Annotated in this window: 20 protein-coding genes and 1 tRNA gene; 16 read left to right on the plus strand and 5 right to left on the minus strand. The window is 63.5% G+C overall.

Annotation, left to right across the window (positions count from 1 at the left end):
* Window positions 1-144: 144 nt before the first annotated feature.
* The gene (locus PDMSB3_RS00465; protein WP_007179720.1) at window positions 145-2,001 is read left to right on the plus strand and encodes a phosphoenolpyruvate carboxykinase (GTP); all 1,857 of its coding nucleotides are present in this window, start codon (window positions 145-147) and stop codon (window positions 1,999-2,001) included.
* A gap of 339 nt (window positions 2,002-2,340) precedes the next feature.
* Window positions 2,341-3,444 (plus strand): LysR family transcriptional regulator, encoded by a 1,104-nt coding sequence (locus PDMSB3_RS00470; protein WP_007179719.1) that lies wholly within the window; start codon window positions 2,341-2,343, stop codon window positions 3,442-3,444.
* A gap of 163 nt (window positions 3,445-3,607) precedes the next feature.
* On the opposite strand, the gene PDMSB3_RS00475 is transcribed toward PDMSB3_RS00470, so the two are convergent.
* The 3 genes from PDMSB3_RS00475 to dprA all read right to left on the minus strand — a co-directional run bounded on the left by PDMSB3_RS00475 (window position 3,608) and on the right by dprA (window position 8,254).
* A complete protein-coding gene (locus PDMSB3_RS00475) occupies window positions 3,608-6,274 on the minus strand; it encodes a DNA topoisomerase III (protein ID WP_007179718.1) in 2,667 nt (888 codons plus the stop codon).
* Between the two features lie 247 nt (window positions 6,275-6,521).
* Entirely contained in the window at window positions 6,522-6,899 is a 378-nt protein-coding gene (locus PDMSB3_RS00480) for a thioredoxin family protein (RefSeq protein ID WP_007179717.1), read from the minus strand.
* Window positions 6,900-6,988: 89 nt separating this feature from the next.
* Window positions 6,989-8,254 carry a DNA-processing protein DprA gene (gene dprA, locus PDMSB3_RS00485; protein WP_007179716.1) on the minus strand — a complete coding sequence of 422 codons (1,266 nt, stop codon included), beginning with the start codon at window positions 8,252-8,254 and terminating at the stop codon, window positions 6,989-6,991.
* A gap of 244 nt (window positions 8,255-8,498) precedes the next feature.
* Between dprA and def the strand changes: the two genes are divergently transcribed.
* The 14 genes from def to PDMSB3_RS00555 all read left to right on the plus strand — a co-directional run bounded on the left by def (window position 8,499) and on the right by PDMSB3_RS00555 (window position 21,399).
* Entirely contained in the window at window positions 8,499-9,002 is a 504-nt protein-coding gene (gene def, locus PDMSB3_RS00490) for a peptide deformylase (RefSeq protein ID WP_007179715.1), read from the plus strand.
* A 31-nt stretch (window positions 9,003-9,033) separates the two neighbouring features.
* Window positions 9,034-10,020: a methionyl-tRNA formyltransferase gene (gene fmt, locus PDMSB3_RS00495; protein WP_165184244.1), complete on the plus strand. Its 987-nt coding sequence runs from the start codon at window positions 9,034-9,036 to the stop codon at window positions 10,018-10,020.
* Between the two features lie 113 nt (window positions 10,021-10,133).
* Window positions 10,134-10,775, plus strand: coding sequence for a LysE family translocator (locus tag PDMSB3_RS00500; RefSeq protein WP_007179713.1), 642 nt, complete (start codon window positions 10,134-10,136; stop codon window positions 10,773-10,775).
* A gap of 104 nt (window positions 10,776-10,879) precedes the next feature.
* Window positions 10,880-11,737 carry a zinc metalloprotease HtpX gene (gene htpX / locus PDMSB3_RS00505; protein WP_165184246.1) on the plus strand — a complete coding sequence of 286 codons (858 nt, stop codon included), beginning with the start codon at window positions 10,880-10,882 and terminating at the stop codon, window positions 11,735-11,737.
* Window positions 11,738-12,049: 312 nt separating this feature from the next.
* Window positions 12,050-13,489, plus strand: a complete 1,440-nt coding sequence (rsmB, locus tag PDMSB3_RS00510; RefSeq protein ID WP_035517760.1) for a 16S rRNA (cytosine(967)-C(5))-methyltransferase RsmB — start codon at window positions 12,050-12,052, stop codon at window positions 13,487-13,489.
* Window positions 13,486-14,085, plus strand: coding sequence for a DUF4390 domain-containing protein (locus PDMSB3_RS00515; protein WP_007179710.1), 600 nt, complete (start codon window positions 13,486-13,488; stop codon window positions 14,083-14,085). The genes rsmB and PDMSB3_RS00515 overlap by 4 nt, the downstream gene beginning before the upstream one ends.
* On the plus strand, window positions 14,075-16,489 hold the full coding sequence (locus PDMSB3_RS00520) for a sensor histidine kinase (RefSeq protein WP_007179709.1): 2,415 nt from the start codon (window positions 14,075-14,077) through the stop codon (window positions 16,487-16,489). Before PDMSB3_RS00515 ends, PDMSB3_RS00520 begins: the two co-directional genes overlap by 11 nt.
* Window positions 16,490-17,179, plus strand: coding sequence for a response regulator transcription factor EsaR (esaR, locus tag PDMSB3_RS00525; protein WP_007179708.1), 690 nt, complete (start codon window positions 16,490-16,492; stop codon window positions 17,177-17,179). It begins immediately after the preceding gene.
* 120 nt (window positions 17,180-17,299) lie between these two features.
* A tRNA-Phe gene (locus tag PDMSB3_RS00530) sits at window positions 17,300-17,375 on the plus strand.
* 389 nt (window positions 17,376-17,764) lie between these two features.
* Entirely contained in the window at window positions 17,765-18,496 is a 732-nt protein-coding gene (gene queC / locus PDMSB3_RS00535) for a 7-cyano-7-deazaguanine synthase QueC (protein WP_007179707.1), read from the plus strand.
* 99 nt (window positions 18,497-18,595) lie between these two features.
* On the plus strand, window positions 18,596-19,228 hold the full coding sequence (queE, locus tag PDMSB3_RS00540; RefSeq protein WP_007179706.1) for a 7-carboxy-7-deazaguanine synthase: 633 nt from the start codon (window positions 18,596-18,598) through the stop codon (window positions 19,226-19,228).
* A gap of 6 nt (window positions 19,229-19,234) precedes the next feature.
* Complete coding sequence (queD, locus tag PDMSB3_RS00545) at window positions 19,235-19,681, plus strand: 6-carboxytetrahydropterin synthase QueD (protein WP_007179705.1); 447 nt, start codon at window positions 19,235-19,237, stop codon at window positions 19,679-19,681.
* A 237-nt stretch (window positions 19,682-19,918) separates the two neighbouring features.
* The gene (locus PDMSB3_RS00550) at window positions 19,919-20,701 is read left to right on the plus strand and encodes an HpcH/HpaI aldolase family protein (protein WP_007179704.1); all 783 of its coding nucleotides are present in this window, start codon (window positions 19,919-19,921) and stop codon (window positions 20,699-20,701) included.
* 50 nt (window positions 20,702-20,751) lie between these two features.
* A complete protein-coding gene (locus PDMSB3_RS00555) occupies window positions 20,752-21,399 on the plus strand; it encodes a tetratricopeptide repeat protein (RefSeq protein WP_232064235.1) in 648 nt (215 codons plus the stop codon).
* Between the two features lie 146 nt (window positions 21,400-21,545).
* Here the strand turns inward: PDMSB3_RS00555 and rodA are convergent, their stop codons facing one another.
* Together rodA and mrdA are read right to left on the minus strand one after the other, a co-directional pair.
* Entirely contained in the window at window positions 21,546-22,694 is a 1,149-nt protein-coding gene (gene rodA, locus PDMSB3_RS00560) for a rod shape-determining protein RodA (protein WP_007179702.1), read from the minus strand.
* 10 nt (window positions 22,695-22,704) lie between these two features.
* Window positions 22,705-25,023: a penicillin-binding protein 2 gene (gene mrdA, locus PDMSB3_RS00565; protein WP_007179701.1), complete on the minus strand. Its 2,319-nt coding sequence runs from the start codon at window positions 25,021-25,023 to the stop codon at window positions 22,705-22,707.
* Between the last annotated feature and the right edge of the window lie 43 nt (window positions 25,024-25,066).

A 25,066-nucleotide genomic window follows, 5' to 3' on the forward strand; every position in this document is an offset into this window, starting at 1 on the left:
TCAACAGGCTGTGTGGCCCGGAATGACCTGCACAATCGCGCGTCGGGTGGCTGGAACCCCGGCGTGAAGAATTGAACGCCTCTCGCATGCAGCGTCGCTGGGCTTGTACCGTTTTTTTATTGCTTTCAAAACGGAGACAAGTCGATGAACCATCCCTCATTCGAAGGGCAGCCCACTATCGAGGCGCCCGCGTGGGTCAAAAACCGAAAACTGGTCGACTGGGTGCAGCGCGTCGCTGCCATGACCAAGCCGGACAGAATCGTCTGGTGCGACGGCTCGCAGGAGGAATACGACCGGCTTTGCGCGCAGATGGTCGAAGCGGGCACACTCAAAAAACTCAACCCCGTGAAGCGTCCCAACTCTTATCTGGCATGGTCCGACCCGTCCGACGTGGCGCGCGTCGAAGATCGCACCTTCATCTGCTCGCAGCAACGCGAGGACGCGGGCCCCACCAACAACTGGGTCGCGCCGGCCGAGATGCGCTCGACCCTCGATGGCCTGTTCGACGGCGCCATGCGCGGCCGCACCATGTATGTGGTGCCGTTTTCGATGGGGCCGCTCGGTTCGCCGATCGCGCACATTGGCGTGGAATTGAGCGATAGCCCCTACGTTGTCACCAACATGCGCATCATGACGCGCATGGGCCGAAAGGTATGCGACGTGCTGGGCGAAGACGGCGAGTTCGTGCCGTGCGTCCACTCGGTAGGCGCGCCGCTCGCGGCGGGTGAGAAAGACGTGCCGTGGCCGTGCAACACAACCAAATACATCGTCCACTTTCCTGAAGCGCGTGAAATCTGGAGCTACGGCTCGGGCTATGGTGGCAATGCGCTGCTCGGCAAGAAGTGTTTCGCGCTGCGCATCGCGTCGACTATGGGCCGCGACGAAGGCTGGCTGGCCGAGCACATGCTGATTCTCGGCGTGACTTCGCCGGAAGGACGCAAGCATCATGTCGCGGCGGCGTTTCCGTCGGCGTGCGGCAAGACCAATTTTGCGATGCTGATTCCGCCGGAAGGCCTGAACGGCTGGAAAATCTCCACGATCGGCGACGATATCGCGTGGATCAAACCGGGCAAGGACGGCCGCCTGTACGCGATCAATCCGGAAGCCGGCTACTTCGGCGTGGCGCCGGGCACGAGCGAAAAGACCAACTTCAACGCAATGGCCACGTTGAAGGAAAACGTGATCTTCACGAACGTCGCGCTGACCGACGACGGCGACGTCTGGTGGGAAGGCATGACGGATGAACCGCCGGCGCACCTGATCGACTGGCAGGGCAAGGACTGGACGCCGGCCGGCGCGAAGGAAAGCGGCCGCAAGGCGGCGCACCCGAACGCGCGCTTTACGGCGCCGGCCTCGCAATGCCCGTCTATCGACGCCGACTGGGAAAACCCGGCGGGCGTAGCGATCGACGCTTTCATCTTCGGCGGGCGCCGTTCCACCACCGTGCCGCTCGTCACCGAAGCGCGCAACTGGGTGGAAGGCGTCTACATGGCGGCCACTATGGGCTCGGAGACCACCGCCGCCGCCGCCGGCCAGCAGGGCGTGGTGCGCCGCGACCCGTTCGCGATGCTGCCGTTCTGCGGCTACAACATGAGCGACTACTTCGGCCATTGGCTGAAGACGGGTGAGCGTCTGGCGCAACTCGGTGCGAAGCTGCCGAAAATCTTCTGCGTCAACTGGTTCCGCAAGGGCGCGGACGGCAAGTTCGTCTGGCCGGGCTTCGGCGAAAACATGCGGGTGCTGAGCTGGATGGTCGGCCGGGTCGAAGGCTCCGCTCAAGGTGAGGAACATGCATTCGGCGTGTCGCCGCACTATGAAGACATTGACTGGAGCGGGCTGAACTTCAGCCGCGAGCAGTTTGAGCAGGTGATTTCCGTAGACGACGCCGCCTGGCGCGACGAGCTCGCGCTGCACGCCGAGCTGTTTGACACATTGCAGCACGGCTTGCCGCCGGCGCTAACCCAGGCCAAACGCGCGCTGGAAGGAAAACTTGCCGCCTGATCAGGTGAGTATTCACTTCGCATAAAAAGCCGCCTTCGGGCGGTTTTTCTTTTTTGGGCGCCACGCGGCGATTTTTTCCGATTCCGCAACGCCCGCGCGACCCTCACCTCTGTTCGAGCAAAAAAGGTTCTGCAAGCTGCGTTGCGGCAGATTGTTTCTTTTTGCGGAACAATTGGTGGTCGTACCCCATGTTACGCCACACAGTCGCACAAATATTGACAATATTTCCGCTTTGGCGGGCAACTTACACACGATTTCGCGAGTCGTAGGAGAATTCCAAGTTAGCTTCACTGGTTTTCACCAATTGTCAGGAAGCAGTAACACGGCAGGAGTTGTCCTATGGATCATTTGCAGTCGATGCGAGTTTTCGTCAAAGTGGCGGATCTCGGCAGTTTTGCCCGCGCTGCGAGCGCGATGGATATTTCCAACGCAGTTGCCACCCGTCACGTTGCCGACCTCGAAGGCCGTCTTGGTACGCGACTGCTCAATCGCACCACTCGCAGCTTGTCTCTGACCGAATCCGGCCAGGTGTATCTTGAGCGCGCGCGCCAGATTCTCGACGAACTGGAAGACGTCGAGCAGATGGTGGTGGCGCGCAATCACGAACCCGTCGGCACGTTGCGAATCGTCGCGCCGGTCGTGTTCGGGTTGCACAATCTCGCGCCCGTGCTTCAGACGTACGCGGAGCGTTATCCGAAAGTCATTCCCGACGTCACGCTGGTTGACCGCCAGGTCGATCTGGTCGAAGAAGGCTTCGACGTGGGCGTGGTGATCGCGCGGCAAATGCGCAGCGCAAGCATCGTCACACGGCGTCTTACCACCGGCTGCATGACGGTGTGCGCCACGCCGGCGTATCTGGAGAAGCACGGCATGCCCACGCGTCCGGAGCATCTGCTCGAGCATCCGTGCCTGAGCCTGCCTTCCGAATATTGGGGCGACGAGCGTGTGTTCACTGGCCCGGAAGGCGAGGTGCGCGTGCGTCCGTCGAACGTGATCGTCGCGAACAACACCGAAATGCTGCGTCAGTTTGCGCTGCTCGGCATGGGCATCGCGATCCTGCCGAGCTATCTGATTGGCCGCGACATGACGCGCGGCAGGCTCGTGCGTCTGCTCGGCGACTACCGGCTGCCGCAGGTCGAGATCAACATTGCGTATCCGAGCCGGCGCCATTTGCCGGCGAAGGTGCGCACGTTCATCGACCATCTGGTCGAGCATTTCAGCCAGACGCCGAACAGCCTGCTCGGCGAACAGTGGATCAAGGAGGACGGCCTTGGCCGGTCCGCTGTGACGACGGCGCCGGATTCTGCGGATCCCATGCCGCCGGAAGCGTTCGACGGTGCTGAGCCGCTCTCACGCCTGCTGGACAGCGAGTTATCGCCGCTGCCGAAGACGCTTGCAAAAACGACGCCTCGCACTCGGTCAACGGCCTTGTCGCCGCTGTAAGTGTTGGACTTGGTGTTGGATCGATAAAGCCGGTAACGCCTGCAAAGGGCGCTTTCCGGGGGACACATGAAAAAGGCGCGGTCACAAAGTGACCGCGCCTTTTTTCGTGGCAGGCAGCAAACCAGGCGGCTGGAAGCGAATCTCCTTCCCGCCGCCGATTTGATTACGAGCCGGTTTTACGCGCCGCTGTTTTCCTGGCTGGCGCTTTCTTGGCTGCCGCCGTTTTGGTTGCGGGCGCTTTTTTCGCCGCAACCTTCTTTGCTGCCGGCGCGGCCTTCACCGCCACCGGCGCTCCGCCTTCCTCGGACTCCGAATCTGCTGATTCCGCCGCTGCCTTGGCCGCCGCCGTCTTCGCAACAGTCTTCGCCGACGGCTCCTTCTTCTCGAACTCGAAGCCGATCTTGCCGTCGTTCTGCTTGACGAGGAATGCCTTGAAATTCCGGCCGGTACGCGACGACTTGAAGTTCGTCAGCAGGTCCGTGCGGCCTTCTTCGAGCAGCTTGGCCATCTGCTCGCGGGCGATTTCCTGCTGCAGGATCACCTTGCCGGAGCGGAAGTCGCAAGTTTTCGGATTGGCGACCGAGTTCTCGCAGACGTAGCTCATGCCGTGCTCGAACACCCGGCCCTTGCACTTCGGGCACGCGCCGACCGGTTGCTGATCGGAGAAGTCAGGCGGTTCGCCGTCTTCGCCGCCGGCATCCTGGCCGAAGTCGAATTCAAGCTTGTAGTTCTTGATCTCATCATCGAACGAGAGCTTCAGGATCGCCGAGAACGGCCGGCCCATCTTGCTGCGGAAACCCGACAGCGGCCCGATCGTCTTATTCCGCAGCAACTCTTCGACTTCCGGAATTTCGAACTGACGTCCGCCCGGAATCTTCGAAATCGAGAACTCGCACTTCGAGCAGGCAAAGCGCCGGTAGTTCTCCTTCACCTGGCCGCCGCAATTCGGACACGGCGTTTCCAGGGTCGCGTAGTCGCCCGGGATCGTGTCGGAGTCGTACTCTTTCGCGCGCTTCACGATGGTCTGCGTCATGCGGGCGATTTCCTGCATGAACGCGTCGCGCGGCAGGTTGCCGCGTTCCATTTGCGAGAGCTTGTATTCCCACTCCCCGGTCAATTCCGGCGCCGTCAGTTCCTTCACGCCGAGACCGCGCAACAGCGTCATGAGCTGGAAAGCCTTGGCGGTCGGAATCAGATCGCGGCCTTCGCGAATCAGATACTTTTCACCCAGCAAACCTTCGATGATCGCCGCTCGCGTGGCCGGCGTGCCGAGCCCCTTGGCCGCCATCGCTTCGCGCAACTCGTCGTCTTCGACGAGTTTGCCCGCGCCTTCCATGGCCGACAGCAAGGTGGCTTCGTTGTAGCGTGCAGGCGGCTTCGTCACCAGTTGCTGGGCGGCGATCTTGTCCGTCTTGACCTTCTCGTCCTTCTGCACCGGCACGAGGTTCGCGTCTTCGCCGCTGATCTCGCGGCCGTAGACCTGCAACCAGCCCGGCTCGACCAGTACCTTGCCTTCGGTCTTGAAGTGATGGCCGACCACTTCCGTGATCCGCGTCGTCACCTTGAATTCGGCGGCGGGGAAGAACACCGACAGGAATCGCTTCACGACGAGGTCGTAGAGCTTCTGTTCCGGTTCGGACAGGTTCTTCGGCGCTTGCAGTGTCGGGATGATGGCGAAGTGGTCGCTGATCTTCGAGTTGTCGAAGATGCGCTTGTTCGGCTTCACCCAGCCCTTGTCGAGCACCTGCTTGGCGAACGGCAGATAGTTGTTGCTCTCCTTGAGCATGCCGAGCGTCTCTTTGACCGTATCCATATAGTCTTCCGGCAGCGCGCGCGCGTCGGTACGGGGATAGGTCAGCACCTTGTGCTTTTCGTACAGCGCCTGGGCGAGGCCCAAGGTGTTCTTCGCCGAGAAGCCGAAGCGGCCGTTGGCCTCCCGCTGCAAGCTGGTCAGGTCGAAGAGCGCCGGCGACAGTTGCGTGGACGGCTTCGATTCCTCGGTCACCGTGCCGATCTGGCCACGGCACGCGGCGACGATCGTTTCGGCCGCGGGCAGCGACCACAGGCGCGAATCACGTTTTTCCGGATCGAACTCGTCGCGCTTGAATTTCGGATCGAACCAGCGGCCTTCGTAGAAGCCGGCCGAGCAGACGAATTCCGCCTTCACTTCCCAATAGTCGCGCGGCACGAAGCGGCGAATCTTCTCTTCGCGCTCGACCACGATCGACAGCGTTGGCGTTTGCACCCGCCCGACCGTGGTCAGGAAGAAGCCGCCGCCCTTGCTGTTGAACGCGGTCATGGCCCGCGTGCCGTTGATGCCGACCAGCCAGTCCGCCTCCGAGCGACAGCGCGCAGCATCGGCGAGCGGCTGCATCTCTTCGTCGCTGCGCAGACGGGCGAAGCCGTCGCGGATCGCGCCCGCCGTCATGGATTGCAGCCACAGGCGCTGCACCGGCTGCTTGGCTTTCGCGTGCTGCGCGATCAGGCGGAATATCAGCTCGCCCTCGCGCCCCGCGTCGCATGCGTTGATCAGACGGTCGACGTCCTTGCGCTTGAGCAACTTGGTCAGCACCTTCAGGCGCGACTCGCTCTTGGCGATCGGGTTGAGATCGAAGTGCGGCGGGATGACGGGCAGGTTGGCGAAACTCCACTTGCCGCGTTTGACTTCGTAGTCTTCGGGCGCGGCAATTTCCAGCAGGTGGCCGACTGCCGAGGAAAGGACGTACTCGTCGCTTTCGTAGTATTCGTCATGCTTGGTAAAGCCGCCCAAAGCGCGCGCGATGTCGTTCGCGACGGAAGGCTTTTCGGCGATGATCAGTGCTTTGGACATGACTCGATGTGAGGTTGGTAGATCAGGGTTGATGGCCGTGAGTGCGCTTTTAATCAGCGCGACCCTCGTTTGCGACCTTTGCGACCCATTAACGACCGCTTTATAGCACACGCCGCGAAACCGGCGTGTCAAGTGCCATAAAGCGCGCCATCATAATTGCGTGCTCAGGCATTGGGCAAGCGGCGGCAAACGCCTTGTGCGCCTCCCGCAACGCCCGGGCTGCCTGGCTTCCAGGCCGGCGGCCGAATCAGGCGGCGGTCAGCGCGGGCCGCAGTTTGGGCGCGCCGCTGACGCCGGGCAGGGCCGTCAGATCAGACAACATCCGTTCCACAATCGCCGCCTGCGGCAGCACGGTGCCGAAAAACCGCGTCGTAACCGAATCTTCGATCAGTATGGTCGGAAAATTCTCCACATCCAGATCGTCGAAGCGGTCCGCATGAGTTTCGATGTCGATCCATGCGAAACAGATTTCCGGGTGCCGGTCGGCTAATTTGTCGAACGCGTCCCGATACTCACGGCAGGTTCCGCACCATTCCGCGCACAGGCAGGCAACGAACAGCGTCTCGGATTCGTTGACGCGCTCGGCGATCCGGTCTTGGTCGGTGTCGAGATTCAGCGCGGGCATGGTGGTTCCTTACGTACTTTTGTCAGGTGCTTTGGCGCGAATGTAGCATGGCCGATCCCGAATGGTCGCCGAACCCGGTCAATGCGGGGTCAGCCGTGGCTTGCCCGCATGAAGCGGCCGCCGGGCAGCACGGTGACCTGACCGGCAAGTTCGAGTTGCAACAAAGTGCTTTGCAGGGCCGCGTCTTCCATCTCGGTGCGGGTAGCGAGAATTTCAAGCGTGGTGGGTGAATGGCCGAGTGCGGTGAGGAGGCGCTCGGCTTCGGGATCGACCGGTCGGCGGGGCGGCGCGGGGTTCGGGGCGGTTGCTGAGTCGGCGGCAGATGCCGCTGCCGTCTGCGCCGTTGCCGGCTTCGGCCGAACCGCTGTCGCGCCGCTTACCGCTGGCGCCTTTCTTGAACCGGCATCGCTCCAGAGAATGGAATGCGCCGGACCCGAAGCCGCCCGCGGTGCTTCCCGCCGCGTGAAACCCAGTTCTTCCAGCACCTCGTCCGGCGTTTCCACCAGCTTCGCGCCTTGTTTGATGATGCGATGACACCCCCGCGACAGCGGTGCGTGAATCGAGCCGGGCAACGCGAAAATATCGCGCCCCATCTCATTGGCGAGTCGAGCCGTTATCAGCGAACCTGAGCGCATCGCCGCTTCGACGATCACCACGCCGCTGACGAGCCCGGCAATCAGCCGATTGCGCTGTGGGAAATTGGCGGCACGCGCAGGCGTGCCGAGCGGCCATTCGGAGAGGATCGCGCCCTGTACCGCGATCTGCCGCGCCAGCGCGTGATGCGCCGACGGGTACACGAGGTCCGCGCCCGTGCCGATCACGGCGACGGTGCCCCCGACGCCTTCCAGTCCGCCTCGATGCGCGGCGCCGTCGATGCCGAGCGCGAGCCCCGAGACGACGGTAACGCCGGCTACCGAGAGCTCCCGTGCGAAACGCTCCGCGTCTTCGACACCTTGCGGGGTAGCGCTGCGGCTACCCACGAGGGCGACCGCTCGCGTATGCAGCAGATTCAAGCGTCCCTTTATATATAGCAGGGGCGGTGGATCGGGCATGGTCAGCAGCGCCGGCGGGTAAGCGGGGTCGTCGAGCGTCACGATCTGATTGCCGGGTTGCTCACGCCACGCGATCACGGCGTCGAGTTGGGCGTCGAATTCGGGGCCGGTCGGCGCCAGCGCCGCGCGTGCTGCGGCGTCGCCGGCAATCGCGGCGAGTGCCTCGGGCGCTTGATCGAAGATCGCTTCAGGCAGTCCGAAAGCGCACAGCAGCAGGCGCAGTGCCGCAGGTTTCAGCCCTGGCGCGAGTGAAAGCCGCAGCCACGCGGCGAGTTCAATGTCGGTTGCAGGCAAGGTGTGCATTGCGTGTCGATCCTCCTACTGGGCCAGCGGGCAGGCGGGCGCCATGCTAAAATTTTCATCATCCGAAATAACTGCAGCGCCGCGCCCACCCGCGCGGGCTCGTCGTCTAGCGCATGTGGCGCGTTGAATCGAACCGGTTCGACACCATCTATCCTGTGCGTAATACGATGAGCCCACAACCTGGCCGAATGGCCAACGCGAGCCTTCCACCGGTCAGCGGCGCCTGAAAATCACACTCGAAATCATGGCTTTACTGAACATCATCAATTACCCGGACAAACGGCTGCACAAGATTGCCAAGCCGGTCGAAGCGGTCAACGACCGCATCCGCCGCCTCGTCAAGGACATGGCCGAAACCATGTACGCCGCGCCAGGCGTCGGCCTCGCCGCGACCCAGGTGGACGTGCATGAGCGTGTGATCGTGATCGACGTGTCGGACGACCACAACGAACTGCTCGCCTTCATCAATCCGGAAATCATCTGGTCGAGCGACGAAAGAAAGCTTTCCGAAGAGGGCTGTCTCTCAGTGCCGGGCATTTACGACAATGTCGAGCGCGCGGAGAAAGTGCGCGTACGGGCGCTCAACGAGAAGGGCGAAACCTTCGAGATGGACTGCGAAGGCCTGCTCGCGGTGTGCATCCAGCACGAAATGGATCACCTGATGGGCCGCGTGTTCGTCGAGTACCTGTCGTCGCTGAAGCAGACGCGCATCAAGAGCAAGATGAAGAAGCTCGCCCACGCAATGTAATGCGCGTTCACCTCGCCTACCGCCCCCGTTCATGAGTCATTCGCTGCGCGTCATCTTTGCCGGTACGCCGGAGTTCGCCGCGGCCGCGCTGGCCGCGATCCACGGTGCCGGTTTTCCGGTGCCGCTCGTGCTCACCCAGCCGGACCGGCCCGCCGGACGCGGCATGAAACTGCAGACGAGCCCGGTCAAGCGCTACGCGCAGGAGCATGGACTCGCCGTCGCCCAGCCGCCTTCGCTGCGTCGCGCCGGCAAGTATCCTGAGGAAGCCGCCGCCGCGATCGGGCAACTGCGCGCCACGCCGCACGACGTCATGGTAGTGGCCGCTTACGGTCTGATTCTGCCGCAGGAAGTGCTCGATATTCCGCCGCTCGGCTGCATCAACATTCACGCGTCGCTATTGCCGCGCTGGCGCGGCGCGGCGCCGATCCATCGCGCGATCGAAGCGGGCGACGCCGAAACCGGCATCACGCTGATGCAGATGGACGTCGGCCTCGACACCGGCGCGATGATCTCCGAAACGCGCACGGCGATTTCCGGCGACGACACGACGGCCACGCTGCACGACCGTCTCGCGCAAGACGGCGCGAAGCTGATCGTCGAGGCGCTGATCGAACTGGAGCGCACCGGCAGGCTGGCGGCCACGCCGCAACCTGCGGACGGCGTCACCTACGCGGAAAAGATCGGCAAGCACGAAGCCGCGCTCGACTGGCGCCGCCCGGCGGCCGTGCTCGCTCGCCAGGTGCGCGCGTTCGACCCGTTCCCCGGCGGCGTCGGCACGCTCGAAGACGGCACGTCGATCAAGATCTGGGGCGCGATTCCTGCCGATACAAAAGCCGGCGGCGCGCCCGGCACGATTGCCGAGGTCACGCCCGAAGGCGTGGTCGTGGTTTGTGGCGAAGGCGCGCTGCGTCTCACGCAACTGCAGAAACCCGGCGGTAAACGCCTGCCGGTGCGCGAATTCCTGGCCGGCTCGGCGCTGGCCGTGGGACAACGCTTTCAACTTCCCGAAGCAAAGTAACACGCTTGCGCATGACCCGAACATCGTCCATTCGGCCGATGTTCAAGCCCCGCTGGACAAGCCGGCCGCGCGTTAGAATCCTCCGTGCAATATCCCGCATTTCAAGGATTCCCATGTTCGGCATCACCCATTTCGAATTTTTCGTCGTCGCGGTCTTTCTTCTGAACGTGACGCCCGGTCCGGACACGGCATATATCGTTGGTCGCAGCGTCGCTCAAGGCCGCGGCGCGGGTCTGATGTCGGCGCTCGGCATTTCCGCGGGTTGCTGCGTTCACTCGCTGGCCTGTGCGTTCGGCTTGACCGCGCTGCTGGCAGCGTCGGCCGCCGCATTTACCGTCATCAAGTTCGTCGGCGCTATTTATCTGATCTATCTTGGAGTGCGGCTGATTTTCGCCAAACCGGCCGCCGACCAGGCGGCGGGCGAAGCGCGCGCGGCCGGTGCGTCCAAGTCGTTGCGGCAGCTTTTCCTGCAAGGCTTCTGGACCAACGTGCTGAACCCCAAGGTGGTGCTGTTCTTCGTGTCGTTCTTCCCGCAATTCGTGGCGATCGGCAGCGACCACAAAGCGCTCGCCTTCCTCACGCTGGGCACCGTGTTCGTCGTGATGAGCACGCTGTGGAACAGCCTTGTCGCGTGGGTCGCGGGCAGTGTGACGCGGCGCTTCTCCGGGCGGCCGTCGGTGAAGCAGTGGCTGGACCGCGGCGTCGGCGGCGCGTTTGTCGGCTTGGGTGTCAAGCTCGCCACTGCATCGAGATGATTGAATTTTCCTCGCGCGCCCATATCTAACGTTTCGCTTACAATCAGGCGCCGCGATCATGTGGCGCAGATATGAACCCCGCGTTAGGGCAAGGAGTTGCAGACATGTTCAATTGGGTCAAAACCGCGATGTTGATGGCCGCGATCACGGCCCTTTTCATCGTGATCGGCGGGATGATCGGCGGGTCGCGCGGCATGACGATCGCGCTCGTGATCGCCCTTGGAATGAATTTCTTTTCGTACTGGTTCTCGGACAAGATGGTGCTGCGCATGTACAACGCGCAGGAAGTCGACGAAACCAGCGCGCCGCAGTTCTATCGCATGGTGCGCGAGCTTTCCATGCGCGCCGGCCTGCCCATGCCGCGCGTGTACCTGATCAATGAAGATGCGCCGAACGCGTTCGCCACCGGCCGCAATCCGGAGCATGCGGCGGTTGCTGCGACCACCGGCATTCTGCGTGTATTGTCCGAGCGCGAAATGCGCGGCGTGATGGCGCATGAACTCGCGCACGTGAAACATCGCGACATTCTGATTTCGACCGTCTCGGCCACTATGGCCGGCGCCATTTCCGCGCTGGCGAACTTCGCGATGTTCTTCGGCGGGCGCGACGAAAACGGTCGGCCTACGAACCCGATCGCGAGCATTGCGGTCGCGCTGCTGGCGCCGATCGCCGGTGCGTTGATCCAGATGGCGATTTCGCGTGCACGTGAATTCGAAGCCGACCGCGGCGGCGCGCAGATTTCCGGCGACCCGCAGGCGCTCGCTTCGGCGCTCGACAAGATCCACCGTTACGCGAGCGGGATTCCGTTTCCCACCGCCGAGCAGCATCCGGCCACCGCGCAAATGATGATCATGAATCCGTTGGCGGGCGGTGGTATCGCGAATCTATTCTCCACGCACCCGGCTACCGAGGAACGCATCGCACGTTTGATGGAAATGGCGCGCACGGGGCGCTTCGAATAACGCCGCGATAACACAGCGCGGCGTTCAGGAGGGCGAGTCTGAGGGCTCGCCTTTTTTTGCGGAACACAAAGGGCAAGCGAACGAGCGGCGGCAGCGCCGGATCACCTGACCATCAATTGTTTTCACGACGGTTGAGGGTTGTCAGCGCATAGCCGAACCTGCGCTAGAGCTTCCCCCTTTCCCGCTTGCCGCACATGTGCAAAGGCCAGCTCCAGCCGCTGCCGGCTGGCCGTGGCGGTCGGTGCACCGCGCCACGCTACAATGTGTGCTGATTGCGTCGCGCGTTCCGCGCGGCCTGCCTTAGCCTTCTTCATGACCACAAAGCCTTCTTCGCGTACTGCTTCCTCACCGGCGCGTCCGCGCGAATCCCGTTTGTCGATGCTGCATCTCGCGCCCGAATCGCTCGGTTTCGCGCTCGACTGCGCGGGCCAGGCTGTCGGCGCCGTGCGTCTGGGCGCGGCCTTGCCGGCCGCGCTGCAATCCGTCTTCGTGTCCGCGCCGGAGGGTAGCGCCGCGGCCGCGCGCGGCGCGGTGCAGGACATTGCGTACCGCACCATGCGGCGTCTGGCGACCGCCGAGTGGCTAATCGCGAAGCTGGTGAAAAAGGCGCCGCCGCCGCACGTCGGTCATGTGCTCGCCTGCTCGCTGGTCTTGCTTATCGACGACGAAGCGAACGCTGCCTACGCGCCGTTCACGGTGGTCGATCAGGCGGTGAGCGCGATCGCCGCGCGTCGTGAATGCGCGTTCGCCAAGGGGCTCGTCAATGCCGTGCTGCGCACTTTTCTGCGTGAGCGCGAAGCGCTGTTGAGCGCCGCGCAAACTGACGAAGTGGCGTGCTGGAACTACCCCGCCTGGTGGATCGATGCGGTGAAGCGCGCATGGCCCGACGCATGGCAGTCGGTGCTCGCTGCCGGCGATACGCAAGGTCCGCTGACGCTGCGCGTGAACGCGCGCCGTTCGACAGTCGACGCCTACCTGCAAGTGCTGCAAAACCATCACATTGCCGCAAGCAAGGGCGGCGACTATGCCGTCAAGCTCGCCACGCCGATGCCGGTAGACCGCATTCCGGGCTTCAACGACGGTGTCGTTTCGGTGCAGGACGCCGGCGCGCAACTCGCCGCGCAACTGCTCGGCGTGCGCGACGGCATGCGCGTACTCGACGCCTGTGCGGCGCCCGGCGGCAAGACTGGCCATTTGCTCGAACTGGCCGACCTTCAGCTCGTCGCGCTCGAAAGCGACGCCGCGCGCGCGCGCCGTATCGGCGAAAATCTGCAGCGCCTCAAGCTCGAAGCGGAAGTGCGGATCGGCGACGCCGGCGCGCCCGCGAAGTGGCACGACGACATCGACCAGCCATTCGACCGCATTCTGGCCGACGTGCCGTGTTCGGCGTCGGGCATCGTGCGGCGCCATCCGGACATTCGCTGGCTGCGCCGCGCGTCCGACATTCCCGCGCTCGTCGCCGAACAGCGCCGCATTCTCGACGCGCTGTGGCCGCTCGTGAAACCAGGCGGCGAGTTGCTCTACGTTACGTGTTCGATCTTTCCCGAAGAAGGCGAGTTGCAGGCGCAGTGGTTTGGAAACAAGTATCAGGATGCGGTACGATTGGACGCGCCGGGGCAGCTGTTGCCTTCAGTCGCTCGCGCGCCCGCCGACACATCGGCCGGTTCCCATGCCGGACAATCCGCTGAAGACAGCGCCGGCGCGAATTCAGACCACGACGGATTCTTCTACGCGCGCTTCCAGAAACGGTGACCATCAAACGCTTCCTCCCGCTTCGGCTCGCTGCCGTGCTCTGGATTGCGCTGGCCGTATGGCTGGCGGCGCCGGGCGTGGCGCACGCTGACTCGATCGCGGTGCAGCGTGCGTCGCTGCAAGCCGACAACACCGGCTGGAACCTCGACGCCCGTTTCGACTTCGACCTGAATAGCAACCTCGAAGACGCGGTCAATAAAGGTATCCCGCTCTATTTCACGACCGACTTCGAATTGAGCCGGCCGCGCTGGTACTGGTTCGACGAGCAGCCGGTGAGCGTGTCGCAAAGCATTCGCCTGTCGTTCCAGCCGCTCACGCGCGAATACCGCGTGTCGAGCGTGTCATCCGGCGGTTTGCAGCTCGGCTTCACCACGCTCAAGGATGCGCTCGCGGTCATCAAGCACATCACGTCGTGGCATGTGATAGACCGCAATGACGTGCACGCCGGGGAGAACTACACCGCATCGGTGCGTATGCAACTCGACATCGCGCTGATGCCCAAGCCGTTCCAGATCGACGCGGTGAACAACCGCGACTGGAATCTCGCATCCGAATGGAAGCGCTTTACCTTTACGGTGACCGAACGTGCTAAATAAAGTGCGCTCCGCCACCAGTGTCAGCAGCATCGTCGTGCGCGTGCTGGTGTCGACGGTCGCGGTCACGGCCGTGTTGCTGCTCGTGCTGCTGGCCGCCGCCAGCGCGAACACCGAATTCTTCGACCGCTATTACCAGTGGCTCTATGCCGCCAATCTCGCGGTCGCGATGATCTTTTTGCTGGTGGTGGCGACGCTCGTCATCATCATCATCGCGCGGCTGAGAAAGGGTAAGTTCGGCACGCGGCTCCTCGCGAAACTTGCGTTCTTCATGGCGCTGGTCGGTGTGGTGCCGGGCGGGATCATCTACGTCGTGTCGTATCAGTTCGTGTCGCGCAGTATCGAGTCGTGGTTCGATGTGAACGTCGAAACCGCGCTCACGTCCGGTCTGAATCTCGGGCGCGGCATGCTCGACGCGTCGCTGTCCGATCTGCAGACCAAGGGCCGTTTGATGTCCGAGCAGCTCGCGAGCGCGGACGCCGCGGGCACCACGCTCACGCTGCTGCGTCTGCGCGATCAGTTCGGCGTGCAGGATGCAACGATCGTCGAACCCACGCGCAGCATGTCGGGGGCGACGCCCGATATGCACGTGGTCGCGCAGGCATCCGGCAACTACGCAACGCTCGTGCCGAACGACCTCCCCACGCCGCTGATGATCGACCAGGCACGCGGCCGTGGCTATGCGGCGATCGAAGGCGAAGTGGACGGCGATCCTCACGCGCATGGCAGCAAGGGCGTGCTGCGTCTGCGCGTGGTGCAACGCATTCCCGACTCGAACGCCTCGCTGCTGCAGCCCACCGAACGCTTCCTGCAACTCACGCAGCCGGTGTCGCCCACGCTCGCGCGCAATGCCGACGCGGTGCAGCGCGCGTACCGCGAGTATCAGGAAAAGGCGCTCGGCCGCACGGGTTTGCGCAAGATGTACATTGGCACGCTGACGCTTGCGCTCTTTCTCGCCACCTTCATTGCGATGATGCTGGCGCTGGCGCTCGGCAATCAGTTGGCGCGGCCGTTGTTTCTGCTCGCGCAAGGCACCAAGGAAATCACGGAAGGCGACTACACGCCGAAGCGCGAAATCAAATCGCGTGACGAACTGGGCTTTCTCACGCAGTCGTTCAACGCGATGACGCGGCAGTTGTCCGAGGCGCGTGCGGCCGTCGAGAACAACCGCATTGCGCTCGAACATTCGAAGGCGTATCTGGAAAGCATTCTCGCGAACCTGACCGCGGGCGTGTTCGTGTTCGACCGGCAGTTCAGGCTGACCACCGCGAATCGCGGCGCCGAGCGGATTTTCCGTCAGCCGTTCCAGGCCGTGATGGGTTCGGCGCTGGATCAGATCGGCGTGTTGAGCGAATTCGGCGGCATGGTCCGCAAGGCTTTTGCCGATCGCGAAGCGGCGAGCGGCGACGGTCACGACGATCGCGGCCACTGGCAGCAGCAGTTTTCGGTGCAGGTGCCGGGCGAAACCGAGCCGCTCACCTTGCTCGTGCGCGGCGCGCGGCTCGTCTCGGCAACGGATCGCGACGCGGAAGACATGCAGACGTCCGGCTACGTCGTCGTGTTCGACGATATTTCGGACGTGATCTCCGCGCAGCGATCGATCGCATGGGGCGAAGTCGCGCGACGGCTCGCGCACGAGATCAAGAATCCGCTCACGCCGATCCAGCTTTCCGCCGAGCGTTTGCAGATGAAGCTCGCCGACAAGCTGTCGCCGTCCGACGCCGATGTGCTCAAGCGCGGCGCGACCACGATCGTGAACCAGGTCGCCGCCATGAAGCAGATGGTCGATAATTTCCGCGACTACGCGCGCACGCCGCCGGCGGTGCTCGCGCATCTGCAACTGAATGATCTGGTCAGTGAAGTGCTCACGCTGTACGGTATCGAAGAAGGCAAAGGCGCGATCCAGGTCGAGCTCGCTGCGTTGCCCGCCATTCGCGGCGACGCGACGCAATTGCGTCAGGTGATTCACAACCTGTTGCAGAACGCGCAGGATGCGGTGGCGGACCTCGAGCATCCGCGTGTGTTGCTCGAGACGAGGACAGTAGAATACGGAGACCCCGACGCGGAAGGCAAAGTGCGTGTCGCGGTGCGTCTGACCGTGTCGGACAACGGACCGGGCTTCCCCGCGCGTATCCTCACACGTGCATTCGAACCTTACGTAACGACCAAGGCCAAAGGTACGGGCCTGGGTCTTGCGATGGTCAAGAAGATCGTCGACGAACACGGCGCACGCATTGACATCCGCAATCGTATGAAAGCGGGCGATGTCATCGAGGGTGCGCAGATTTCGATCCTCTTCCTTCAACTGGCAGACGATGCCGCGACGCCCGGAACAGGGCCGCGTCCGGCGCACGGCGGTGCGTCGCAGGGAAAGACAAAAGCAACAGTGCAGACAAAGGCAGCGTAAATGGCAACCATCCTGGTGGTAGATGATGAAATGGGCATCCGGGAATTGCTCTCGGAGATCCTGAGCGACGAAGGGCATGTCGTGGAGGCCGCGGAAAACGCGCAGGAAGCGCGCGAGTTCCGTTTGCGCCAGGCGCCCGACCTGGTGCTGCTCGACATCTGGATGCCCGACACCGACGGTGTGACCTTGCTCAAGGAGTGGGCGGCGCAAGGGCAACTCACCATGCCGGTGATCATGATGTCCGGTCACGCGACGATCGATACAGCGGTTGAAGCAACCAAGATCGGTGCGCTCAATTTTCTCGAGAAACCGATTGCCTTGCAGAAGTTGCTGAAGGCCGTCGAGCAGGGCCTCGCGCGCGGCAACGCGGCGGGTGCGCCGGGCGGCGCGGCCGCCAAGCCGGTGTTGCCGGTGAGCGCTTCGGCGGTGGCTTCGGCGGCGGCATTGCCGATGCTCTCCACCGACGGCCTCGGCAGCGGCGCGCTGGCCGCGCAAACGGCCTCGATCTCGTTCGATATTCCGCTGCGCGACGCGCGCGATGCGTTCGAGCGCGCGTACTTCGAATATCACCTCGCGCGTGAGAACGGCAGCATGACGCGGGTCGCGGAGAAGACCGGGCTGGAGCGCACACACTTGTACCGCAAGCTCAAGCAACTCGGCGTCGATCTCGGCAAAAACAAGGGTGAGTGAGGTCTCCGACAGGCGCAAGTGAAGCCGGCGTTCCCTTCGCAGAAGATTCCGCGCTCACACATTTTTTCGACAAGGGGCTTGCCCCACTGCTGACCCTTTGATATTATTTCGTTCTTCGTTGGCCCGGTAGCTCAGTTGGTAGAGCAGCGGATTGAAAATCCGCGTGTCGATGGTTCGATTCCGTCCCAGGCCACCAGGATTCAGCCCCAGGAAATCGCAAGATTCCTGGGGCTTTTCCTTTCTGCGTCCCTATTGGGGTAGGCATGGTGGGCGTCCGTTGCTTCGGCTTGTGCGCGCCGCGCGGCAAGGGTCACCCGGCGGTATTCGGCGCCGCATGATAAAATCGCGCCAGTTCAAGGACTTGCACGTGAGTGCGTCGCCTGAGTGCCGCGCGGCAACGCCGCCACCAGCACCGAACCCTTCGCCCGACGATCAACGGTATAAGCGCCCAGCGACTCCGCATGCGGAAGGCGCGGCCTATACTGCTTTGGGCCGGCAGCAGTGCCGGTACGCGTCGCGCCGCGTTGCTTGCATGGCGCACCTCGCGCAGCGCGACGTGGCACTCTTCATTCACGGAGTTTCACGGTGATCCGCAAAGACGCTAAACGTAGCGCTCTGGTGCTGTTTTCCGGCGGCCAGGATTCCGCCACGTGCCTCGCCTGGGCGCTCGAACGTTATGAAACGGTCGAGACACTGGGCTTCGATTACGGTCAGCGGCACCGCGTCGAACTGGAATGCCGCGAGGGGTTTCGCAACGCCGTCGCGCGCGCATTTCCGGCATGGGCCGAGCGCCTCGGCGAAGACCATATGATCGATCTGTCGGTACTCGGCGCGATCAGCGACACGGCCATGACGCGCGAGATCGAGATCGAAGCCACGGCCAACGGTTTGCCGAACACGTTCGTGCCGGGCCGCAATCTGATGTTCATGACCATCGCTGCGGCGATTGCGTATCGGCGTGGTTTGCAGGTGCTGGTCGGCGGCATGTGCGAGACGGATTTCTCGGGCTATCCCGATTGCCGCGACGATACCATGAAGGCGTTGCAGGTCGCGCTGAACCTCGGCATGGACACGCGCTTCCTGCTCGAAACACCGTTGATGTGGCTCGACAAGGCCGACACCTGGCGCCTCGCGCACGAGCTCGGCGGCGCTGAACTGGTCGAACTGGTGCGCGTCGAGACGCATACGTGCTACCTCGGCGAACGCGCGGAATTGCATGCGTGGGGCTTCGGTTGTGGTGAATGCCCGGCGTGCCGCCTGCGCAAGCGCGGCTACGAAGCGTATCTGGCCGGTGAAAAGGTCACCGAGCCAGTCTGACGTTTCCCGCACCGGCGCGGCTCGGGGCACGAAGTTCGAGCACATGGCTCAGGCAACGACTCAGGCAATAATTTTCAGGAACACAGGGCAGAAAGCAGCATGACTTACGCGGTCAAGGAAATCTTCTACACGTTGCAGGGCGAGGGCGCGAATGCCGGGCGTCCGGCCGTCTTCTGCCGGTTCGCCGGCTGCAACCTGTGGTCGGGCCGTGAGGAAGATCGTGCGGAGGCGGTATGCCGCTTCTGCGATACGGACTTCGTCGGCACCGATGGTGAGAACGGCGGCAAGTACCGCACGGCTGAAGATCTGGTGCGGATGATCGCGTCGCAATGGCCGCAAGGCGAGGGCGAGCGTTTCGTGGTGTGCACGGGCGGCGAGCCGATGCTGCAGATCGACCAGCCGCTCGTCGACGCGCTGCATGCCGCCGGCTTTGAAATCGCTATCGAAACCAACGGCTCGCTGCCGGTGCTCGAGACGATCGACTGGATCTGCGTGAGCCCGAAGGCCGACGCGCCGCTCGTCGTGACCAAAGGCAACGAACTGAAGGTCGTGATCCCGCAGGACAACCAGCGCCTGTCCGAGTATGCGAAGCTCGACTTCGAGTATTTCCTCGTCCAGCCCATGGACGGCCCGTCGCGCGACATCAACACCAAGCTCGCGATCGACTGGTGCAAACGCCATCCGCAATGGCGCCTGTCGATGCAGACCCACAAGTATCTGAACATTCCCTGATTTGCCGTGCTGACGATTACACGAAAACTCGAATTCGACGCGGGTCACCGCATTCCCGATCACCGCAGCCAGTGCCGTAATCTGCACGGTCATCGCTATGTGCTCGAAATCACGCTGCAAGGCGATCTGGTCGACACCGAAGGCGCGCCTGACCGCGGCATGGTGATGGACTTCGCCGACGTGAAGTCGCTCGCCGTCGAGCATCTGGTCGACAGGTGGGACCATGCGTTTCTGGTCTATGAAGGCGACACGCAAGTGCGCGGTTTCCTTGAGACGATGGTCGGGCACAAGACGGTCGTGCTCGATCGTATTCCCACCGTCGAAAACCTTGCCGCCGTCGCGTTCGACATTCTCGCGAACGTCTACGATGCCCACTACGGCGTGAATCTCCGTTTGCATAAGCTGCGTCTGTACGAGACGCCGAACTGCTGGGCCGACGTGGTCCGCGACTAGACCTCAGCGCCGCCGCACTCCCGCAGGAAATCCCCTCGGGGACCGTCCAACCCTCGCGTTATTGTCACGGTATGATCGCTCCGATAACCACACGGAGCGAGACATGCCGGTCATCGCATTGCGTCGCAGCAGGCATCCAGGCCGCCACGGCCTGAGCCATTGTCTTTGTCTTTCTCTAGCCCATCACGCCGGCATTGCGCCTTGCGGCGCATGTCATCGCCGCCAAGGAGCGCGGCGATGAGCAGCCTGACCAATCCCCTCAAGCAACGCCTCAAGGAAACCGAGCCGCTGTTCGGCCTGTGGCTCTCGCTCGGCAGCGATGCCGCGGCCGAAGCGCTCGCGCACGCCGGTTACGACTGGCTGCTGATCGACATGGAGCACGCGCCGAACGATAGCGGCGACGTCGCCTCGCAATTGCGCGCAATCGCCGCCGCGCATCTACCGAGCGAGCCGGTGGTGCGCGTGCCGGCCAGCGAGGCGTGGCTCGTCAAGCGTGTGCTGGATGCTGGCGCGCGTACGCTGATGTTCCCGAATATCGAGTCCGCAGACGAAGCGGCGCGCGCCGTGCGTCTCACGCAATATCCGACCGCCGGCGCGCTCGACGGCGAGCGCGGCGTTGCCGGCATGGTGCGGGCCGCGGCCTACGGCATGCGGCGCGATTACGTGCAGACCGCCAACGCGCAGATCGCGACTATCGTGCAGATCGAGTCGGCGCGCGGCTTGCAGGAAGTGGAAAAGATCGCGGCGACGCCGGGTGTCGATTGCCTGTTCGTCGGACCGGCGGACCTTGCCGCGAGCCTCGGTCATCTCGGCGATTCGAAGCACGCCGACGTGCAGGCCGCGATGGCGCGCATCGTCAGCGCCGCGGATAAGGCGGGCATCGCCGCCGGTATTTTTGCTATGGATGTCGCGAGCGCAAAGCAGCATCGCGACGCCGGTTTTCGTTTTATCGCTCTGGCCGCCGACGTCATGTGGATGTTGCGCGCGACTCGCCAGGCATTGCAGGAGGTGAGGTCATGAAGGGGATGGTGCAGTGCGTCGCGGTGCGTCTGGTGGTTACGGCGGCGTTGATGGCGAATGTGGCGGCGTATGCGCAGGACCGCGTCGCGAAGTCGGACGATCCGCAGACGCAAACCGCGGTCGCCGACTACAACGCCGGCAATCTCGGCGCGGCGCTGGCCGAGTTCCGCAAGGCCGCCGAGCGTGGCAGCCGGCTCGCCGAGTTCAACTACGCGATGATGCTGCTCAACGGCGAAGGCACCCCGGCCAATGTCGATGAAGGCAAGAAATGGCTGCGCAAGGCTGCGGACGCCAACATGTCGCACGCGCAATACGTGTACGGCAAGATGTACGACGACGGCGAGTTCGTCGGCCGCGATCCAGTGGAGGCGCATCGCTGGTTTCTGAAGGCGGCCCAGCAAGGCCACGTGCAGGCGGAGTTGGCGCTGGCCAATCAGTTCCTCGACGGACGCGGCACCGAACGCGACAACAGGCAGGCGTTCGTCTGGTACAAGAAGGCGGCGCAAGGCGGCGACATGACCGCGCAATATGTGACCGGCTCGTTCTACGAGCGCGGCGGCGACGGCGTGGACAGGAATCTCAACGTGGCGCGCGCCTATTACGCTGCCGCGGCGGCGCAGGGCGATCCGGCGGCGCGACTCAAGTATCAGCAACTCAGCGCGCAGTTGCGGGACCAGAAGGAAGTGAAGCCGCAGTAAATGAAAGGGGCGCTCTGAACTGCACCCCAAAGGTTGGACACCGATCCAACCTTTGGGGTGCAGTTCACTCCGTGGTGATGGTGCGCCTCTTCTGCTTTCGCCGCCTTGTTTCGGGCCGTGTTCGTGTTCGCCGACGGCCCGCCGCGCTAACTCTGCATCAACCGCTTCTGCCGCGCGACGCTCATGATGAGGCCGATGGCGACCCCCAACGTGGTCAGCGCCGTGCCGCCGTAGCTCATGAACGGCAACGGCACGCCGACCACCGGCAAGATGCCGCTCACCATGCCGATATTCACGAATGCGTAGGTAAAGAACGCCATTGTCAGCGAGCCGGCCAGCAAACGTCCGAATAGCGTCGCGCCATTGGCCGCGATATACAGCCCGCGCGCGATCAACAGCATGTACAGCGTGAGCAGTACGATGCCGCCCGCCAGTCCGAACTCTTCGGAGAACACCGCGAAGATGAAGTCGGTGTGCTTTTCGGGAATGAACTCCAGATGCGCCTGCGTGCCCTTCAGCCAGCCTTTGCCGAGCGGACCACCCGAGCCGATCGCGATGACTGCCTGGATGGTGTGGAAGCCCTTGCCGAGCGGATCGGAGGTCGGATCGAGCAGGGTGCAGATGCGGTGTTTCTGATAGTCGTGCATCAACGGCCATTGCACTTCGGGCTGACAGATCTTGTCCTGAAAGGCGGCGACGGAGCCGACCGCGATCACGCCTGCAATCAGCACCGGCACGATCAGCTTGAAACTCAGGCCCGCGAAGTAAATCACGAAGAAGCCGGCTGCGAACACCAGCACGGCCGTACCGAGATCGGGCTGTTTGGCGATCAGGCCTACCGGTAACGCGAGAATCAGCAGACCGACCAGAAAATCGTACCAGCGCATCACGCCTTCGCGGCGCTGGTAGTACCACGCAAGCATCAGCGGCGTGGCGATCTTCAGGATTTCCGAAGGCTGGATCACCACGCCGACATTGATCCAGCGCTTCGCGCCCTTGCGCGTGAGACCGAATAGCGCCACCGCCACCAGCAACGCGATCCCGAATGTGTACAGCGGGACCGCGAAGCGCATCAGCGTAGTGGGCGGAACATTGGCGAGCGCCCACATCAGCACGAACGTCAGCATGATGTTGCGCAGCTGGTCTTCCACGCGGCCGGGGACGTCCAGACTCGCGCTGTACAGCGTGACGATGCCTACGCACAAAAGCAGAAACACGATCAGCGCGAGCGGACGGTCGAAGCCCGCAAACATCCGCTTGATGCGGTCGAGCCAGGCGCGCTTGTCGAATTGCATGCCTTTCTCCTTACTCGTCGATGCCGCCGGAAACCGGCTGGCGTGGCGACGTGGCCTGAATACCGTCATCGCGCGACGGTGCCGCGGCGCTCGGCGCCGGCTCGCTGGCCGGACGGGGTGGATGCGGGGCGCCGGATTTACGCGGCGTCGGATGATTCTTTGCAGCAGCCGACGTGGAGTCGGCCATGGGCGCCGACGCGGCAGCAGGTGCCGAAGCCGAGGCCGAGGCCGAAGCCGCGCTCGCCGCCGAGGCCGCCGCCGCAGCGGAGGCCGCCGCTGCCGCCGAAGCCGCACCGGGAATCGGCAAGGCAGTGAAGCCCGCCGCGACCTTGACGGGCTGCGCCGCGTCCTGTGGCGCCGGTGCGCCGCCGACTTCGGGCGCGGACGCGTCCTCGGTCGCCGACGCCGCTGCCTCGATGGCCGCCGCCTGAGCGCCCGGTTTGTTCTTGCCGACGAGATAGTAGTCGAGCACCTTCCTCGCGATCGGGCCCGCCGCTTCCGCACCCCAGCCGCCGTTTTCGACGATCAGTGCGAGCGCGATCTTCGGTTGCTCGGCCGGTGCGAAGGCGATGAAGAGCGCGTGGTCGCGCAGATGTTCGGCAATCGCGTGGCCCTTGTAGTTCGCGCCTTGCAGCGAGTAGACCTGCGCCGTCCCCGTCTTGCCGGCCGCCTGGTACTGCGCGCCGATGAACAGTTTCGACGCCGTGCCATTGGTCACGACGCCTTCCATTGCGCGCTTGATGATGTCGATGTCCGATTGCTTCACCGCGATCCTGTCGCTCGGATCGCGCACAACCGGCCGGGTCTCTTTCGTGATCGGGTTTTCGATGTCTCGCACGAGGTGCGGCTTCATCACCACGCCGTTGTTCGCGAGCGTGGCCGTGGCATGAGCGAGCTGGAGAATGGTGAACGAGTTGTAGCCCTGGCCGATGCCGAGACTGATCGTTTCGCCTTCATACCACCGTTGCTGTTCGGGCTTGCGGTACGCCTTGCGCTTCCATTCGGTGGACGGCAGGATGCCGCGCGCCTCGCCCGAAATATCGATGCCGGTGATCTGGCCGAAACCCCATGGCTTCATGAAGTTGGCGATATTGTTGACGCCGAGATCGTGCGCGAGCATGTAGAAATACGTGTCGTTCGACACCACGATCGCGCGGTTCATGTCGACCCAGCCCTGGCCCGAACGCACGTCGTTGCGGAACGTGTGGCCGCCGAAGGTGTACGAGCCCGGATCCTGGAAGCCCCAGCCCGGCGTGCGCTTATGCAGCGTGAGCGCGGCGAGCGCCATGAACGGCTTGTAGGTCGAGCCCGGCGGATAGGTGCCGTGCAGCGGCCGGTTGAGCAGCGGGTGGTCGGGTGAATTGTTGAGATCGTCCCACGTCTGCTGGTCGATGCCGTCGACGAACGAATTCGGATCGAAGCTCGGCGCGGACACGAACGCAAGCACGTCGCCCGTGGAGGGCTCGATGGCGACCAGCGCGCCGCGCCGTCCCGCGAAGGCCTGCTCGGCGACCTGCTGCAGTCCGATATCGAGCGACAGCACGAGGTTGTTGCCAGGCGTTGCCTGGGTGCGCGACAAGGTGCGCACGGGGCGGCCGCCGGCTGTCACTTCCACTTCCTCGAAACCGGTCTGGCCGTGCAGTTCGGTCTCGTAACTCTGCTCGACGCCGATCTTGCCGATGTAGTCGGTGCCCTTGTAGTTGTTCGCGTCCAGACGCGGATCGTAGTGGTCCGGATCGCTGTCGTTCTGGTCGCTGGCGTCGTCGATACGGTCCTGATCGCGCTGCGAAATCCGCCCGATGTAGCCGATCACGTGCGCCGCCGTCGGCCCGAGCGGATATTGGCGGAACAGGCGCGCACGCACTTCCACGCCGGGAAAACGGAAGCGCTGTGCGGTGAAGCGCGCAACTTCGTCGTCGGTCAGGCGGGTGCGGATGGGCAGGCTCTCGAAGTTCTTCGAGTCTTCCTGCAGCTTCTTGAAGCGGCGGCGGTCGCGTGCGTCGATCGAGACCACCGTGGCCAGGTTGTCGATCACGTTTTCGAGCGAGTCGTTCAGCTTCGAGGGCGTAATTTCGAGCGTGTAGGCCGAGTAGTTCTTGGCCAGCACGACGCCGTTGCGATCGGTGATGATGCCGCGGTTCGGCACGATCGGCGCGACGGAAATGCGGTTTTCATCGGCCTGCAGCGAGTATTTGCTGTAGTGCCAGACCTGCAGGAACAGGAACCGGAAGCCGATCAGCCCGAAGCAGACGAACACGAACAGCCCCGCCGCCGCGACGCGCAGGCGGAACTTCGAGAGCTGTTGCTGGGTGTCCTTGAATTCGGTCATGCGATTCTGCAAAAGGCCGGATAACGGCCATGATGAGTGTGCG

Origin of the sequence: Paraburkholderia dioscoreae, assembly GCF_902459535.1 — a bacterium.
GTDB lineage: Bacteria > Pseudomonadota > Gammaproteobacteria > Burkholderiales > Burkholderiaceae > Paraburkholderia > Paraburkholderia dioscoreae.